The sequence below is a fragment of the Kitasatospora fiedleri genome (assembly GCF_948472415.1).
Classification (GTDB): Bacteria; Actinomycetota; Actinomycetes; order Streptomycetales; family Streptomycetaceae; genus Kitasatospora; species Kitasatospora fiedleri.
In genome coordinates this window covers 1,012,727-1,026,584 of record NZ_OX419519.1, presented here as the reverse complement: position 1 = coordinate 1,026,584, position 13,858 = coordinate 1,012,727, and the positions used below count along the sequence as shown (strand labels likewise).

Sequence of the window (13,858 nt, the reverse complement as noted above, 5' to 3'; positions counted from 1 at the left end):
CATCGCGATGAGCTGGGCGTCCGTCAGCGGCGGCGTGGGCCGCCTCACCTGGCTCGGCTCGCCGCTGGACTCGGTCACGTGCACCTGGCGGCCGCCCGGCGCGGCCCAGAACGCCCGCCACTCCAGGCCGCCGTCGGTGATCCGGCTGCGGAGCTGGTCGATCACCAGCAGCGAGCCGTCCGGGAGAACCGTCCGCGCGCAGGAGTCCATCGGCGTCTGGAACGCGTCCAGGTAGCCCAACTGGTCGATCCGGTCGGCGGTGTACTGCACAGTGACCTCGATCAGGCTCGCACCGGACCCGTCGCCGAAGGTCAGCACTGTCCCCAGCCGGTGCGGGTCGCGGTTTCCCGGCCATGAGCCGCCCACCGGCCGGATCGTCCCGCCCGGGAGTAGTACCGGCAGCTGGTTGAACCGCTGCTCCGACAGTTGCGGGCACGCCAGGACTCCCGCGACGACCGCTCGCGTCGCTGCTCAGCTGCCTGTGTACCGTTCGGCGTCAACTCGGCCGCGTCGCCCAGCACCTGGGAGAGGGCCACGGTCAGTTCGTCGTCAGTGGCACGGTGCGCACCGCCTTCTGGGAATCGTCGCCGGAGCGGGGAGGGGAGCGGGAGCGGGGAGCGAGGAGCGGGAAGCGGAGGGCGGGAAGCGGGAACCGGAGCCGGGCGCCCCATCGGGGCGTCCAGGTCGTCGCCGAGCGCCGCCCGCAGCCGCACCAACGCCCGCCTGGTCCGGGTGCGCACCGCACTGTCGCCGATCCGCAGCACCCCGGAGGTCTCCTCGACGCCGCGGTCCTCCCGGAACCGCAGCACCAGCACCGCCCGGCCCGCCGGCGATAGCTCCGCCAGCGCCCGCAGCAGCGTCAACCGCAGCGTCGGGTCCGGGTCGTCCACGCCGCTGTCCGGCAGCACCCGTGACCCGCTCGCCGCTGCCGGTACGACGGGAAGGTGTTGACCAGCACGGTCTGCGCCTACCCGCTCGGGTTCTCCAGCCGGCGATCCGGTGCCACTTCAGGAAGACCTGCCCCAGCGCCTCCTGCACCAGGTCCTCCCCAGGTGCGCATCCCCGCCGGTCGGCGGAACGCCGGCCGCAACAGGTGCCGCTCCCGGAAAGCGACGAACTCCTCGAACTCCGGCACCCGTGGTCTCCCGAGCTGCCCGGCCCCAGTCCGGGCGGGAAATGGCGCAACAGGTGGAAACGCAACGTGTCCAAGCCATTGCACAGGGTGGATCGAGCCACTTTCCCGAGAGCTGCTTCCGGCCGGGCCGCTCGCCATCCTGGAACGTTCGTCACCGACCGAGGGGAGAATGGTGGACGTTCCACACCTGCATGCACGGAACCCGGAAGTCATCGGCCGCACGGCCGCGCTGCTCGGATTCCTGCGCGAAGTGGTGCAGAGCGGGACGCAGCGTTCGAGGGACACCCGTTCCTGGGGACAGCTGTGGCTGTGCGACCTGCCGGCGGCGGTGACGCCGCCCAGAGGGAGAATGGTGGACGTTCCACACCTGCATGCACGGAACCCGGAAGTCATCGGCCGCACGGCCGCGCTGCTCGCGATTCCTGCGCGAAGTGGTGCAGAGCGGACGCAGCGTTCGAGGGACACCCGTTCCTGGGGACAGCTGTGGCTGTGCGACCTGCCGCGGCGGTGACGCCGCCCAATGGGCAACCCGACCGACCGCTGCTCGTCCTCGACCACGTCCCGCAGAGCGCCCCGCCGAGATCCCGCCAACTGCTCGGCTGGCTGGACTCCAGGGACGTGGAGAACCCGGACACGGACCCGCCGCTCGCCGAGCAGGGCCCGGAGCGCCAGCCGGCCGCGGACCGCGGGCAGTGGCAAGACACCGGGGCGACGCTCGAGCGGCGCGTCGCGGACGAGTGCTGCGCTCGTACGGAAACTGGCTGACCCGCTGGCGGCGGTGGGCCGAACGCGAACGCGCGGACCGGCCGCTGCGGAGCTGTACGAGACCATCTATCGTTGGCACCAGCGCCTGGTGCAGCAGGACGACCAGGTCGAACTGGTCCTGGGAACCGGCCTGTTGACGTGGAGCGACCCGCGTGGGCGGTACTGCACCGGCACGTCTTCACCCCCGGCGGTCACCGAGGTGGACCGGCGCACCGCACGGATCACCGCTGCAGCTGTCCGGCGACGGCGAGATGCGCCTGGAGGACCAGGACTTCCTCGACAGCGACGACGGCCTGGTGCCCGAACGCTCCACGGCCCTGGCCGAGGAACTGTCGGCCGACCCGGTGCACCCGCTGAGCGAGGAAGCGCTCGAGTGCCTGACCAGGTGGCAAACTGGTGCTGCCCCGCCCGGTGTCCTTCCACGCGGCTGGCGCCCGCCCGCCGCCACCGGAAGTGGCCTTCCGCCTGACCTTCGCGCCCGCGCTGATGCTGCGCCCGATGAACCGCAACGCGGTGCTGCGCTGCTGCTACGAACGGATCGCCCAGACCGTGGTGGCGAACGCCAGGCACCGCTCGGCCTGGCCCAATTGGTCATGACCATCGGCCCGCAGGCCCGGCTGAGTGGAGCGCCGACTCCGCCCGCGGCCTGTTCGACGAGGAACCGCTCTTCCCGGCAAGACCAACGCCCAGCAGCGGGCCGTGCTCGACCGCCTCCAGCGCGACACCGGCGTGGTGGTCCAGGGCCCGCCCGGAACCGGCAAGACCCACACCATCGCCAACCTGCTCAGCGCGCTGCTCGCGCAGGGCCAGCGGGTACTCGCACCAGCCCCGCGACCACGCCCTGACCGTGCTGCGCGCAAGCGCCGCCGGCCGTCCGCGACCAGGTGCGTACTGCGAAGAGCTCGCGGTGCCCGCAGGACGGCGCGGGCGAACTCGCCGCGGACCGTCTACGCCCGGAGCGCGCCCGGATACTCCGGCACCCTCGCCGCGATCGTCCGGCAGGTCCAGGACGCCGCTCCCGCCCTGTCGTGGATCGGCAGCCTCTCCGACCACGCGCCGTCCGCACCGCCGCTCACCGCGCTCGAAGCGGAGGAACTGCTGGTCCTCCTCCGGGAAGGCACCGCGGACCTGGCCGCCGGACCGCTGCCGCCCTCCCCGGCGACCCTGCCGACCCCCGGACAGGTGGCCACCGCCGTGGCGGACGAGTCACCGGACACCGGCCTCCCGGACGAGGCCGCCGACCTGCGCAACCGGCTCACCGCGCTCGACACCCCGACCACCGACCACCTGGTCGAACTGCTCGCCTCCGGCCGGGCCCTGCTGCACCGGATCGGCGCGCCATGGGAGGCCGCGCGCTGGGGCGGCGCCGAATGGTCCCGGCGTGCCCTCGCCGACCGGCTGGCCCGCCGCCGAAGCGACCTGTGGGACCGGGTCGCGGAGGCCGGGACGGCGCTCGCCGCCGTCGCCGACGGACTCGCCCGGGCAGGTGTCCGGACTGTCGTCCTGCCGGAGACCCTCACCGCCGAGCAGGCCAGCCTGATCGGTGCGGCCGTCCCCGAACTGCGCGCGCACCTGGCCGGCCGGCGCGGTCTACGCGGTCTGATCGTCCCGAAGGCCCAGCGCCAGGTCCGGGAACTGCTCGACACCTGTCGGGTCGACGGGCGCCCGCCCGCCGACGCCGCCGATCTCGACGCCGTGCACGCCCACCTGCAGGCCCATCGCACCCTGGCCACCATCGCCGTGCGCTGGGCGCAGGTCGACGCTCCGCTGGAAGACGGGCCGCTGGAAGTACGCCTGGCAACCCTGCGGGAGCGCTACCGGCACCTGGAGTCGGTAGCGGCCTTCGGTGGCCTCCGGGAACGGGTGGACGACCTACTGGTCGGACGCGGCGTCTACCTCGACCTGACGACCCCTCGGCAGTGGGACCACTTCACCTCCGCGGTGTCCGCCCTGGCCGGCCGCCAGCGCGCCGAGGACGCCGCCGCCCGGCTCACCGTCTGGGAGCGCTCCCTGCGGGGCGGGAGCGAGAGCCACCCCCGACCCCCGAGTCGCTGGCCATGGCCCAGGCCCTCGCCGACCGGGACCTCGACCGCTACAGCAAGGAACTCGACGCCTACACGACGGCCCACACCAGGCAGCGGCAGGCACGGCGCTGCGCGGAACTGCTAGACGCCCTGCGCGCGGCGTCCCCCGCGCTGGCCAACCGGATGGTCGCGCGAGTGCCACGACCCCGCGTGGGACGACCGGACGGCGCGCCTCGCCGACGCGTGGGCATGGGCGGGAGCCTGCCGCTTCGTGCACGAGGAGCGGGCCCCCGGACGGGAGCAACGGCTCGACGCGGAACTCACCGAGTGCGAGGCCAAGCTCGAGGAACTGACCGGGGACCTGGCTGCCGCCAAGGGCAGACTGCACTGCCTGCAGCGGATGACCCCGGAACAGCGCTCCGCCCTGCAGGCGTACCGCAGCCACATGGCGTCGTACGGCAAGGGCAAGGGCAAGATCGCCGCTCAGTTCGGGGCGGCCGCCCGCAGCGCCATGCAGGTCGCGCAGGGAGCCGTACCCGCCTGGGTGATGCCGATCTCCCGGGTCGCCGAGATGATCGAACCGCGCCAGGACGCCTTCGACGTGGTGATCGTGGACGAGGCCAGCCAAGCGGGCATGGACGCGCTGTTCCTGCTGTGGCTTGCCCCGCGGATCATTGTGGTCGGCGACGACAAGCAGTGCACCCCGGCGGTGGCCGGCTTCGGCCGCATCCAGCAGATCCAGGACCGGCTCACCGCGCACCTCCCGGACGTCCCGCGGCACCTGCGGCAGCTCTACACACCACAGTCCAACCTCTATCAGCTGCTGTCCACCTTCTTCCCCTCGACGATCCGGCTCCAGGAGCACTTCCGCTGCATGCCGGAGATCATCGGCTGGTCCTCGGCGATGTTCTACAACCCGCCCGGGCTGATCCCGCTGCGGCAGTACGGCGGTGAACGGCTCGACCCGCTGCTGACCCACTATGTGGCCGACGGGGTCGCCGAAGGCCGGGACCACCGCATCCGCAACCCCCGGAGGCCGAGGCGATCGTCGACCGGCTGACCGCGCTCACCACCGATCCCGCCTACGAGGGCCGGACCATGGGGGTGATCGTGCTCCAGGGCGGTTACGGCGGCCAGGTGAAACTGCTGGAGCAGCTGATCGAGCAGCGGATCCCCGCACCGGTCCGGGAGAAGCACCGCATCCGGGTCGGTACCCCCGCGATGTTCCAGGGCGACGAGCGCCACGTCATCCTGCTGTCGATGGTGGTCGACAAGGTCCGCAAGATCGCCGGAGGACTGCGCAGCGAGCAGCAGGCGTACAACGTGGCCGCCAGCCGGGCCCAGGACCAGATGATCCTGTTCTACTCCGTTCCCCCGGACCGGATGAAGCCGGGAGACCTGCGGCTGAGCCTGCTCGGCTACATGCAGAACCCGCCGGCCGCGCTGGCGGAGGCCGACGACCTCGGCACCGTGCTCCCCGACGTGCCGCGCAAGCCCTTCGACTCGCTGTTCGAGCAACAGGTCTACCTGCGGATCAAGGAACGCGGCTACCACGTCGTCCCGCAGTACCCCGCGGGGAACAAGCGGATCGACCTGGTGGTGATCGGCGCCCGCGGCAGGCTCGGCGTCGAGTGCGACGGTGACCACTACCACTCCACGCTGGAACAGCTCCGGCACGACCAGCAACGCGACCGCGAACTGCAGCGCGTCGGCTGGCGTTTCTGGCGGGTCCCGGAGAGCGAATTCCGTTCGACCCCGACCAGGCGCTGCTCGGCCTCTGGCAGGAACTCGACCGGCTGGGCATCACCCCCGCGACCTACCGGCCCCGCCACGGTGAGGCACCCGCCGGAGAACAGCCGCCACCCTGGCAGCCGCTGATCCTGCCCGAGACCGACGACCAGGCCGACGACCAGGCCGACGACCAGGGGAGGAGCCGGCCGGCCGCCCGGCCGACCTCGACTCCGACCGCCCCGGCCACTCCGACCGCACTCCTGACGAAGGAACCCGATGACTACCGACCGCACCCTGCCGCTCGACGAGAACACCGTGGCCGAACTCGCCAGGGTGGTCACCGGCGACGACGACCTCTACTACCGGAAGGGCTACGAGATCGAGGGCTTCCTGCGCCGGGCCGGCTGGCAGGACGTCCCCGCGTACGACGGTCAGTACCGGCGGGAGTGGGCCCTCGAACTGCTGATGGAACGACGCGACCGCCGGACGAGATCGAGAAGGTGCTGCTCCGCCTGGCCGACGCCCGCGAATACCTCGACGAACCCGAACTCCTGACAGAGGTGATCGCCGCGATCAACTCCTTCCTGGTGCACGAAGGACTCCGACTGGAGTCGCGCGGCAGCGGCCCCCGGCTGCTGGTGTGCGATCCGGCACTGGCCCATCCCTCCGAGTACGGGGCGACCGAACTCAAAGCGGCGATGACCGACATCGTCCACGACCCCGCGATGGTCCTGCTGCTGCAACGGCGCCTGGACGAGGCGCGCACCTGCTACGCCCACGGCGCGCACGTGGCGGCCATCGTCATGCTGGGCAGCCTGATGGAGGGCGTCCTGCTCCAGACCGTGGTGGAACGGGACCGGACACTGCTGGGCAACACGGCACCGCGGAACGTGAGGTTCGAGACCCTGATCGACCTCTGCCACAAAGCAGGGTGGATCGACGGCGACGCCCAGAAGTTCAGCCATGTGCTGCGCCACTACCGGAACTTCGTCCACCCGGACCAGGAGTCCCGCGAAGCGCACCGCCCGGACCGGGACACCCTCGGCATCTGCTGGCAGGTGGTGAACGCCGCGCTCAACGACCTCGCGGCCTCGGCGAACGGACCGGGCGGGAAATAGCCGACGGCCCGATCGTGCACGTCGGCCCCGGTGGCAGCCGCCCCGGGGCCGATCCGGGCGTCGGAGCCGTGAGCCGGGACGGCGGACGGCCGGGTGTGGTGCACGATGGGGCTGACGTGCCGTCACCGGGCGGCGGGCGAGTCGGAAAGGGCGGGTGGACGCGGATGGGTGCCGAGGGCGGCGGGCGTGACGACTACGACCTGGTGGTGATCGGGGGCGGACCGACCGGGGAGAACCTGGCGGACCGGGCGCGCGCCGGGGGGCTGAGCGTGGCCCTGGTGGAGAGCGAACTGGTGGGCGGCGAGTGCTCGTACTGGGCGTGCATGCCGAGCAAGGCGCTGCGCTCGCCGACGCCCGGCGGGTGGCGGGCAGCCGGGAGGCCGCCGCGGGGCGGCTGGACGCGGCGGCGGTGCTGGCGCGCCGGGACGGGTTCGCCTCGCACTGGCACGACGAGGGCAGGTGGAGTGGCTGGCCTCGGCCGGGATCGACCTGGTCCGCGGGCACGGGCGGCTGGACGGCGAACGGCGGGTCACCGTGGACACGCCCGGCGGCGGGCGGCGCACCCTGACCGCCCGGCACGCCGTCGCCGTGTGCACCGGCACCCGGGCCGCCCTGCCCGACCTGCCGGGGCTGGCCGGGGCCCGGGTGTGGACCAGCCGGGAGGCCACCTCCGCGCAGGAGGTGCCCGGGCGGCTCGCGGTGGTCGGCGGCGGCGTCGTCGCGGTCGAGATGGCCACCGCCTGGCGGGCGCTGGGCAGCGAGGTGACCCTGCTGGTGCGCGGCGGCGGCCTGCTGGAGCGCACCGAGGACTTCGCCGGGCAGCTGGTCTCCGACGGCCTGCGGGCCGCCGGGTGGACGTCCGGCTCGGCGTCTCGGTCACCGCCGTGCACCGCGAGTCCGCCGGGCCGGCGCGCTCGCCCTCGACCTGTCCGACGGCACCCGGCTGCCCGCCGACGAGGTCCTGTTCGCCACCGGCCGCCGCCCCGCCACCGCCGACCTCGGCCTCGACACCGTCGGGCTCGAACCCGGCGGCTGGATCGAGACCGACGACACCGGCCGCGCCACCGGCGTCCCGGCCGGCTGGCTGTACGCCGCGGGCGACGTCAACCACCGCGCGCTCCTCACCCACCAGGGCAAGTACCAGGGCCGGGTCTTCGGCGGCGTGATCGCCGACCGGGCCGCCGGCCGCCCCCTCGACCTCGCCCCCTGGGGCCGCTCGGTGGCCACCGCCGACCACGCCGCCGTCCCGCAGGTGGTCTTCGCCGACCCCGAGGTCGCCGCCGTCGGCCGCACCCTCCAGGAGGCCCGGGACGCCGGGCTGCGGGTGCGCGCCGTCGACTACGACCTCGGCAGCGTCTCCGGCGCCGCCCTGTACGCCGACGGCTACCGGGGCCGGGCCCGGGCCGTCGTCGACCTCGACCGCGAGGTGCTGGTCGGCGTCACCTTCGTCGGGCCCGGCGTCGCCGAACTCCTGCACTCCGCGACCGTCGCCGTCGCCGGGGAGGTCCCGCTCGCCCGGCTCTGGCACGCCGTGCCCGCCTACCCCACCATCAGCGAGGTCTGGCTCCGGCTGCTGGAGACCTACCGGGGCTGACCGGCCCGGCGGCGGGGCGTCAGCCGCGCAGTCTCCCGGCGGCCAGCCTGCCGAGGGACTGCTCGGCGGCGGCCTCGGCGGGCGCGTCGGCGGCGCCGGTCCCGGCGCGGTCGGCGACCGCCTCGATCGCGTAGTGCGAGGCGCCGACGGTGAAGAAGAGCTCCGGGTCGCCGCCGTCCCCGGCGCGGGTCAGCAGCACCGCGCCGTCACCGATGCCGGGGACGGCCACCGAGGTGAAGGCCGGGTCCGCGGTGGTCCGGGCGAAGGCCGCGTCGTCGACCAGGCGCAGCGACAGGTACGAGCGGCGCGAGCCCCAGGTGCACGACCACGGGCGCTCCGTGGACGGGCCCTCCGCGAGCAGCCGGGAGCCGCCGCCCATCGCCGCGCTGACCTGCTCGTCCGTCCACACCGTGCAGGGTCGGCCGGGCGGCCCGCCGGCCCGGCCGCGGCCGGGTCGCCGCTGACGGTGACGCTGACCGAGCCGGGAACGGAGGCGGTGGGGAGGAAGGGGAAGCGGCGGAGGCCGGGGCCGGGCCGCCGCCCGAGGAGCCGCAGCCCGCCGCGGCCAGCGCCAGGGCCGCCACCAGCAGGGCGCGCCGCCCGCGGGGGAGCACTCCGGGGAGCGGAGCAGCGGGCAACCCGGAGGCGGGCAACCCGGAGGCGGGCAACCCGGAGGCGGGCAACCCGGAGGCGGGCAACCCGGAGACGGGGAGCGGGTGACGTAGCACCTCGGCGAACATCGTCGTCCCTCCCGGAGCACCCGACGTCCGGCGCGTCCGGTGGCAGCAGCCACCGTAGCCGGGCCGGACGGCGGGCCGGGCGGAACCGGGGAACCGGCGGTGTTGCGGGAGCGTGACGCCAGGTCACAATCCCGGCCGGCGGTTGATCATCCCGGCCCCGGTGTGTGAGCGTGGCGGGACGGAGACCGAACGGACCGAGGAGGAACCCGGTGCCCACCCCCGACCGGCCGCTGCGCTCGCTGGGATTCCTGACCATCGGCCTGTTCGACGAGCACGACCCGGCGGGCGGCCACGAGGCCACCCTGCGGCTGATCGAACTCGGCGAGCAACTGGGCTTCGACAGCGCCTGGTTGCGCCACCGGCACCTCCAGTACGGCATCTCCTCGCCGCTGACGGTGCTCGCCGCCGCCAGCCAGCGCACCCGCCGGATCGCCCTCGGCACCGCCGTCACCCCGCTCGGCTGGGAGAACCCGCTGCGCTACGCGGAGGACCTGGCGACGGTCGACGTGCTGTCCGGCGGACGGCTCAACCCCGGCGTCAGCGTCGGCGTGCCGATCCACTACGAGGAGGTCAAGGACGCGCTGTACCCGGACACCGCCGACCGCGAGGACTTCGGCTACGGGCGGGTCGAGCGGCTGCTCGGCCTGCTGCGCGGGAGCGGGCCAGCAGCTTCCGCGGCACCGAGGGCATCGAGGCGTACTCCGAGCGCGTCCAGCCGCACGTGCCCGGTCTGGCCGGGCGGGTCTGGTACGGCGGCGGCAGCCTGCGCTCGGTGCGCTGGGCCGGCGCGCACGGGCTGAACCTGCTCACCAGCAGCGTGGTGCGGGCCGAGCAGAGCGAGGACTTCGAGGCCAACCAGCTCGCCCTGATCCGGGCGTTCCGCGCCGCCCACCCCGCGGGCGAGGCGGCCCGGGTCTCGCACGGGCTGGTGGTCGTCCCCACCGACGGTGCCACCCCCGAGCAGCGCGCCAAGTACGAGGCGTACGCCGCGTCCCGGCTCGCCCGCACCCGCGCCCCGCAGGGCCCCGGCCGGCTGCTGTTCGCCCCCGACCTGGTCGGCACCAGCGAGCAGCTCGCCGAGCGGCTGTACGCGCACGCCGCGTTCCGGGAGAGCGACGAGGTCGCGTTCGCGCTCCCGTTCACCTTCGCGCCGGAGGACTACACCCAGATCCTCACCGACCTGGCCACCCGGCTCGGTCCGCTGCTCGGCTGGAGCCCGGCCCGCTGACGGGGGGTCAGCGGGCCGGGCCGCCGGGCCCGGTCCGGGTCCGGTCCGGGGTCAGCCCTGCTCGGCGTCGGCCGGGGCCGGGTCCGGGTGGTGCAGGGAGTAGACGGTGTAGGCGTGCGGGTCCGGCTTGGCCAGCTCGGCCGCGCGGTCCCGGACCCGCTGGATGTCGGGGTCGCCCATGGCGGCCTTGATGCCGTCCTTGTGGCTCCACTGCGCGACGTAGAGCAGCCGCTTGCCGTCCCGGCTGGTGAGGATGTTCACCGAGAGGCAGCCCGGCCGGTTGCGGATGTACTTCTCGGCGCCCTCGCTCATCACCTCGGCGAGTTCCTTCTGGTTCTCCGGCTCGACGTCGAAGACGTTGATCATGAAGATGGCGCCGTCGTCGGTGCGCAGGATGGTCTCACTCATCAGGATCGTTCCCTTTCCCTCGGGTTCGGTTCATTCACTGGTGGACAGTGGTGGGCGGTGGTGGACATCGGTGGACGGTGGTGGACATCGGAGGTCACCGCCCACCGGCGGTCACCGGTGGGCGGTGAGCGGCCCGGGCGGGCCCGCCCAGGCGCGGGCCACCTCGACGGCCTGGGCCGGGTTGAGGCGGGGGTCGCAGTGCGAGGCGGTGCCGGGCGGCGCGGTGCCGGGCCCGGTGCCGAGCTCCGCCGGGTCGGCCCAGACGCACTCGGCGACCTCGTGCGGGGTGGTCTCCAGGTGCAGGCCCGCCGGGATGCCGCCCGCCGCGGCGACCGCCTCCTGGAAGGCGTGCACCTCGGCGACCAGCGTCCGCACCGAGCGGACCTTGACCCCGTTGGGCGCCTTGACGGTGTTGCCGTGCATCGGGTCGCACAGCCACACCACCCGGTGGCCGGCCCGCTGGACGGCGGCCACCAGCGGCGGCAGCGCGGCGGCCACCGCGGCCGCGCCCATCCGGACGATCAGCGTCAGCCGGCCCGGCTCGCGGCCGGGGTCCAGGCGGTCGCAGAGCGCGAGCAGGTCCTGCGGGCGGGTGGTCGGCCCGATCTTGCAGGCGACCGGGTTGGCGACCTGGGCCAGCATCATCGCGTGCGGGCCGTCCGGGTTCCTGGTCCGCTCGCCGATCCACGGCAGGTGGGTGGAGGTCAGCAGGATGTCGTCGGTGGCCGTCCGGCGCAGCAGCGGCAGCTCGTAGTCCAGGACCAGCGCCTCGTGACTGGTCCACACCGGCGCCCCGGCGGGCAGCCCCCAGGCGCCGCCGCGCTGGCGCAGGCAGGCCACGGCGGAGCGGGCCGCGTGGTAGCAGTCGACCATCCGCCCCGGGTCGGCCCGCCGGGCGGCCGCGGTGGGCTCCGGCGCGTTCACCAGGTGACCGCGGTAGACCGGCAGTTCGAGGCCGTCGACGGTCTCGGTCGGGGCGCTGCGCGGCTTGGCGAACTGCCCGGCGATCCGGCCGATCCGCAGCACCGGCCGACCGGTGCCGGTGGTCATCACGCCCGCCAGCGCGTCCAGCAGCGCGGCCTTGCGGACCACGGTGGACGGCTCGCACTCCTGCGGGTCCTCCGCGCAGTCCCCGGCCTGGACGACCTGGTACTGGCCGGCCGCGGCCTCCGCGAGCAGGGTCCGCAGGTGGCGGACCTCGGCCCAGGTGACCAGGCCGGGCAGCCGGGCCAGTTCGGCGCGGGCGGCGGCGGCCCGGACGGGGTCGCTCCAGTCGGGCTGCTGCTCGGCGGTGGCGGCCTGCCGGGTCCACTCCTCGTCGAGGTCGGTGAACGGCCGCTCGGCGGGCAGCAGGTGCTGCGGCGGGTGGCCGGGGCGGGCGGTGCCGGTCACCGCGGGCCCTCGTTCCACGGGCCGCGGGAGGCGCGCTCGCCGGGGGCCAGCCGCCGGGCCGCGGTCAACCCGTCGGCGATCGGCAGCATGACCAGCTCGACCCGCTCGTCGCGCCGGGCGTGCTCGTTGAACGCCCGGACGGCGGCCGGCTTGGGGCCCGGGTCCTCGTCGATCACCTGGCCGCTGAACAGCGTGTTGTCGACCAGCAGCAGGCCGCCGGGGCGCAGCCGGGGCACCAGCTCCTCCCAGTAGCCGACGTAGCCGGGCTTGTCCGCGTCGATGAAGGCCAGGTCCAGGTGCGGCTCGGCGGGCAGCGCGCGCAGCGTCTGCAGCGCGTCGCCCAGCCGCAGCTCGATCCGGTCGGCCACGCCGTCGCGGACCCAGAACTCGCGGGCCAGCTCGGTCCACTCGGCCGAGACGTCGAAGGTGATCAGCGAGCCGTCGGCGGGCAGGCCGCGGGCCAGGCAGAGCGAGGAGTAGCCGGTGAAGGTGCCGACCTCGACGATCCGGCGGGCGCCCAGCAGCCGGACCAGGAAGGTCAGCAGCGCGCCCTCCTCGGGGGCGACGGACATGTGCGCCTGGTCGGGGATCGCCGCGTGGGTCCGCTCGATCAGCTCGGCCAGCAGCGGGTCCGGCGTCATCCGGCCCTGGGCCAGGAGGTAGTCGTGCAGCTCGGGCGTGAGGGCCACGCCTCGGGGGGTGAGTGTGTCGTTGCGCAGCACAGGATTCTCCCGAGTGAGGTGGGGCGGTGGGCGGAGCGGGTCGAGCGGGTCGAGCGGGCGGAGCGGGTCGAGCCGGACGGGACGGCGCGGTGCAGGGTGGTGCGGTGCGCGGTGCGCGGTGCGCGGTGCGGGCCGGTCTCAGACGGAGCGGGCCGGCGGGGCGGCGAGCACCGGGTCGACGGGGTGCCAGGCGGCGTAGGCGTGCCGGACCGCCGCGGTCTGTTCGGGCAGTCCGGCGATGAACGCGGTCAGGTCGCCGGGACAGTGCAGCTCGAACCGGCGGCGCAGCCCCGGGTGGTCGTGCTCGCGGACGAAGTACATGACGGTGGAGCCGTCGGGGCCGCCCTCGTGGGGGTTGTGGCCGCCCCCCTCGGTGAGCAGCCCGGCCTCGATCCGCCAGGAGGCGACCAGCCGGGTCAGCAGCCCGGTGCTGGGACGGGCCACCACGAACGCGGTGTGCTGCTCGAAGCCGTTGACCACCTCGGCCTCCTCGACCTGCGGGGCGTACGCCCGGCTGTCGCGCGGGAAGAGGAACACCTCCACGGCGGCGTGGCGGCGCCCGTTGGGCAGGCCGAGCCGCAGCCGGGTGATCCGGACGTCGCAGTCGGCGGGGTCGAGCCCGTGGCGCTCGGCCAGCCGGCGGCGCACCACCGTGCTGGGCACCACGGGCGACGGCGCGAGGCCGAGCTGCTGGAGCCCGCGCAGGCCCTCGTCCAGGGTGCGCGGGAACAGCAGCAGGCCGCAGTGGTCGAACACGCAGTGCTGCTCGGTCAGCGCGGCGGCGTCGCCGGCCGGGACGGGGGCCAGCAGGGACGAGGCGACCGCCGCGGAGGCGAGCCGGGCGCTGCGGACGACGTCGTCCAACTGGCGCAGCCCGGCCGCCGAGAAGACCTCGGACCCGGGGCGCGTCCCGGCCCCGGAAAAGCCACCGGTCTCCGGAATTCCGTGGACCGACCCCGGCTCTGCATTCGCTTTCTCGAAACGTCGTGCAATCGACATCG

At 74.4% G+C, this 13,858-nt stretch carries 16 protein-coding genes and 1 pseudogene; 11 read left to right on the top strand and 6 right to left on the bottom strand.

Translation table 11 applies throughout. The features are described from left to right. Positions 1–7 precede the first annotated feature (7 nt). Positions 8–235 (top strand): hypothetical protein, encoded by a 228-nt coding sequence (locus tag QMQ26_RS05050; protein ID WP_282204895.1) that lies wholly within the window; start codon positions 8–10, stop codon positions 233–235. A 76-nt stretch (positions 236–311) separates the two neighbouring features. On the opposite strand, the gene QMQ26_RS05045 is transcribed toward QMQ26_RS05050, so the two are convergent. Then, the gene (locus QMQ26_RS05045; protein ID WP_282206424.1) at positions 312–809 is read right to left on the bottom strand and encodes an RNA polymerase sigma factor sigma-70 region 4 domain-containing protein; all 498 of its coding nucleotides are present in this window, start codon (positions 807–809) and stop codon (positions 312–314) included. 809 nt (positions 810–1,618) lie between these two features. Between QMQ26_RS05045 and QMQ26_RS05040 the strand changes: the two genes are divergently transcribed. From QMQ26_RS05040 to QMQ26_RS05005, 8 genes and pseudogenes are all read left to right on the top strand, one after another. Next, entirely contained in the window at positions 1,619–1,900 is a 282-nt protein-coding gene (locus tag QMQ26_RS05040; protein WP_282204894.1) for a hypothetical protein, read from the top strand. A 453-nt stretch (positions 1,901–2,353) separates the two neighbouring features. Further along, positions 2,354–2,497 carry a hypothetical protein gene (locus tag QMQ26_RS05035; protein WP_282204893.1) on the top strand — a complete coding sequence of 48 codons (144 nt, stop codon included), beginning with the start codon at positions 2,354–2,356 and terminating at the stop codon, positions 2,495–2,497. 24 nt (positions 2,498–2,521) lie between these two features. Beyond that, on the top strand, positions 2,522–4,069 hold the full coding sequence (locus QMQ26_RS05030) for an AAA domain-containing protein (RefSeq protein WP_282204892.1): 1,548 nt from the start codon (positions 2,522–2,524) through the stop codon (positions 4,067–4,069). Positions 4,070–4,195: 126 nt separating this feature from the next. Then, positions 4,196–4,984, top strand: coding sequence for a DEAD/DEAH box helicase family protein (locus QMQ26_RS05025; RefSeq protein WP_282204891.1), 789 nt, complete (start codon positions 4,196–4,198; stop codon positions 4,982–4,984). Continuing rightward, positions 4,969–5,802: an AAA domain-containing protein gene (locus QMQ26_RS05020; protein ID WP_318552261.1), complete on the top strand. Its 834-nt coding sequence runs from the start codon at positions 4,969–4,971 to the stop codon at positions 5,800–5,802. The genes QMQ26_RS05025 and QMQ26_RS05020 overlap by 16 nt, the downstream gene beginning before the upstream one ends. Before the next feature lie 129 nt (positions 5,803–5,931). Continuing rightward, positions 5,932–6,210 (top strand): hypothetical protein, encoded by a 279-nt coding sequence (locus QMQ26_RS05015; protein WP_282204890.1) that lies wholly within the window; start codon positions 5,932–5,934, stop codon positions 6,208–6,210. Further along, positions 6,156–6,773, top strand: coding sequence for a hypothetical protein (locus QMQ26_RS05010; protein ID WP_282204889.1), 618 nt, complete (start codon positions 6,156–6,158; stop codon positions 6,771–6,773). The genes QMQ26_RS05015 and QMQ26_RS05010 overlap by 55 nt, the downstream gene beginning before the upstream one ends. 164 nt (positions 6,774–6,937) lie before the next feature. Next, positions 6,938–8,367 (top strand): annotated as a pseudogene (locus QMQ26_RS05005) (dihydrolipoyl dehydrogenase family protein). A gap of 19 nt (positions 8,368–8,386) precedes the next feature. Here QMQ26_RS05005 and QMQ26_RS05000 read toward each other — a convergent pair. After that, positions 8,387–8,776, bottom strand: coding sequence for a hypothetical protein (locus QMQ26_RS05000; RefSeq protein WP_282204888.1), 390 nt, complete (start codon positions 8,774–8,776; stop codon positions 8,387–8,389). A gap of 540 nt (positions 8,777–9,316) precedes the next feature. Between QMQ26_RS05000 and QMQ26_RS04995 the strand changes: the two genes are divergently transcribed. Both QMQ26_RS04995 and QMQ26_RS04990 read left to right on the top strand, forming a co-directional pair. Beyond that, positions 9,317–9,907 carry an LLM class flavin-dependent oxidoreductase gene (locus QMQ26_RS04995; protein ID WP_282204887.1) on the top strand — a complete coding sequence of 197 codons (591 nt, stop codon included), beginning with the start codon at positions 9,317–9,319 and terminating at the stop codon, positions 9,905–9,907. Further along, positions 9,880–10,335: a hypothetical protein gene (locus tag QMQ26_RS04990; protein ID WP_282204886.1), complete on the top strand. Its 456-nt coding sequence runs from the start codon at positions 9,880–9,882 to the stop codon at positions 10,333–10,335. The genes QMQ26_RS04995 and QMQ26_RS04990 overlap by 28 nt, the downstream gene beginning before the upstream one ends. A gap of 51 nt (positions 10,336–10,386) precedes the next feature. Here QMQ26_RS04990 and QMQ26_RS04985 read toward each other — a convergent pair whose 3' ends face one another. From QMQ26_RS04985 to QMQ26_RS04970, 4 genes are all read right to left on the bottom strand, one after another. Further along, the gene (locus QMQ26_RS04985) at positions 10,387–10,743 is read right to left on the bottom strand and encodes a putative quinol monooxygenase (RefSeq protein ID WP_100835050.1); all 357 of its coding nucleotides are present in this window, start codon (positions 10,741–10,743) and stop codon (positions 10,387–10,389) included. Between the two features lie 111 nt (positions 10,744–10,854). Further along, positions 10,855–12,093 carry a 3-deoxy-7-phosphoheptulonate synthase gene (locus QMQ26_RS04980; protein WP_400686378.1) on the bottom strand — a complete coding sequence of 413 codons (1,239 nt, stop codon included), beginning with the start codon at positions 12,091–12,093 and terminating at the stop codon, positions 10,855–10,857. Positions 12,094–12,131: 38 nt separating this feature from the next. Beyond that, positions 12,132–12,776 carry an O-methyltransferase gene (locus tag QMQ26_RS04975; RefSeq protein WP_100838318.1) on the bottom strand — a complete coding sequence of 215 codons (645 nt, stop codon included), beginning with the start codon at positions 12,774–12,776 and terminating at the stop codon, positions 12,132–12,134. Positions 12,777–12,995: 219 nt separating this feature from the next. After that, positions 12,996–13,721, bottom strand: coding sequence for a hypothetical protein (locus QMQ26_RS04970; protein WP_282204884.1), 726 nt, complete (start codon positions 13,719–13,721; stop codon positions 12,996–12,998). Between the last annotated feature and the right edge of the window lie 137 nt (positions 13,722–13,858).

Bases quoted from the DNA above. Each gene is read 5' to 3' on its own strand.
- QMQ26_RS05015 (WP_282204890.1), top strand. From the start codon at position 5,932: ATGACTACCGACCGCACCCTGCCGCTCGACGAGAACACCGTGGCCGAA.
- QMQ26_RS04985 (WP_100835050.1), bottom strand. From the start codon at position 10,743: ATGAGTGAGACCATCCTGCGCACCGACGACGGCGCCATCTTCATGATC.
- QMQ26_RS05050 (WP_282204895.1), top strand. From the start codon at position 8: ATGAGCTGGGCGTCCGTCAGCGGCGGCGTGGGCCGCCTCACCTGGCTC.
- QMQ26_RS04975 (WP_100838318.1), bottom strand. From the start codon at position 12,776: ATGACGCCGGACCCGCTGCTGGCCGAGCTGATCGAGCGGACCCACGCG.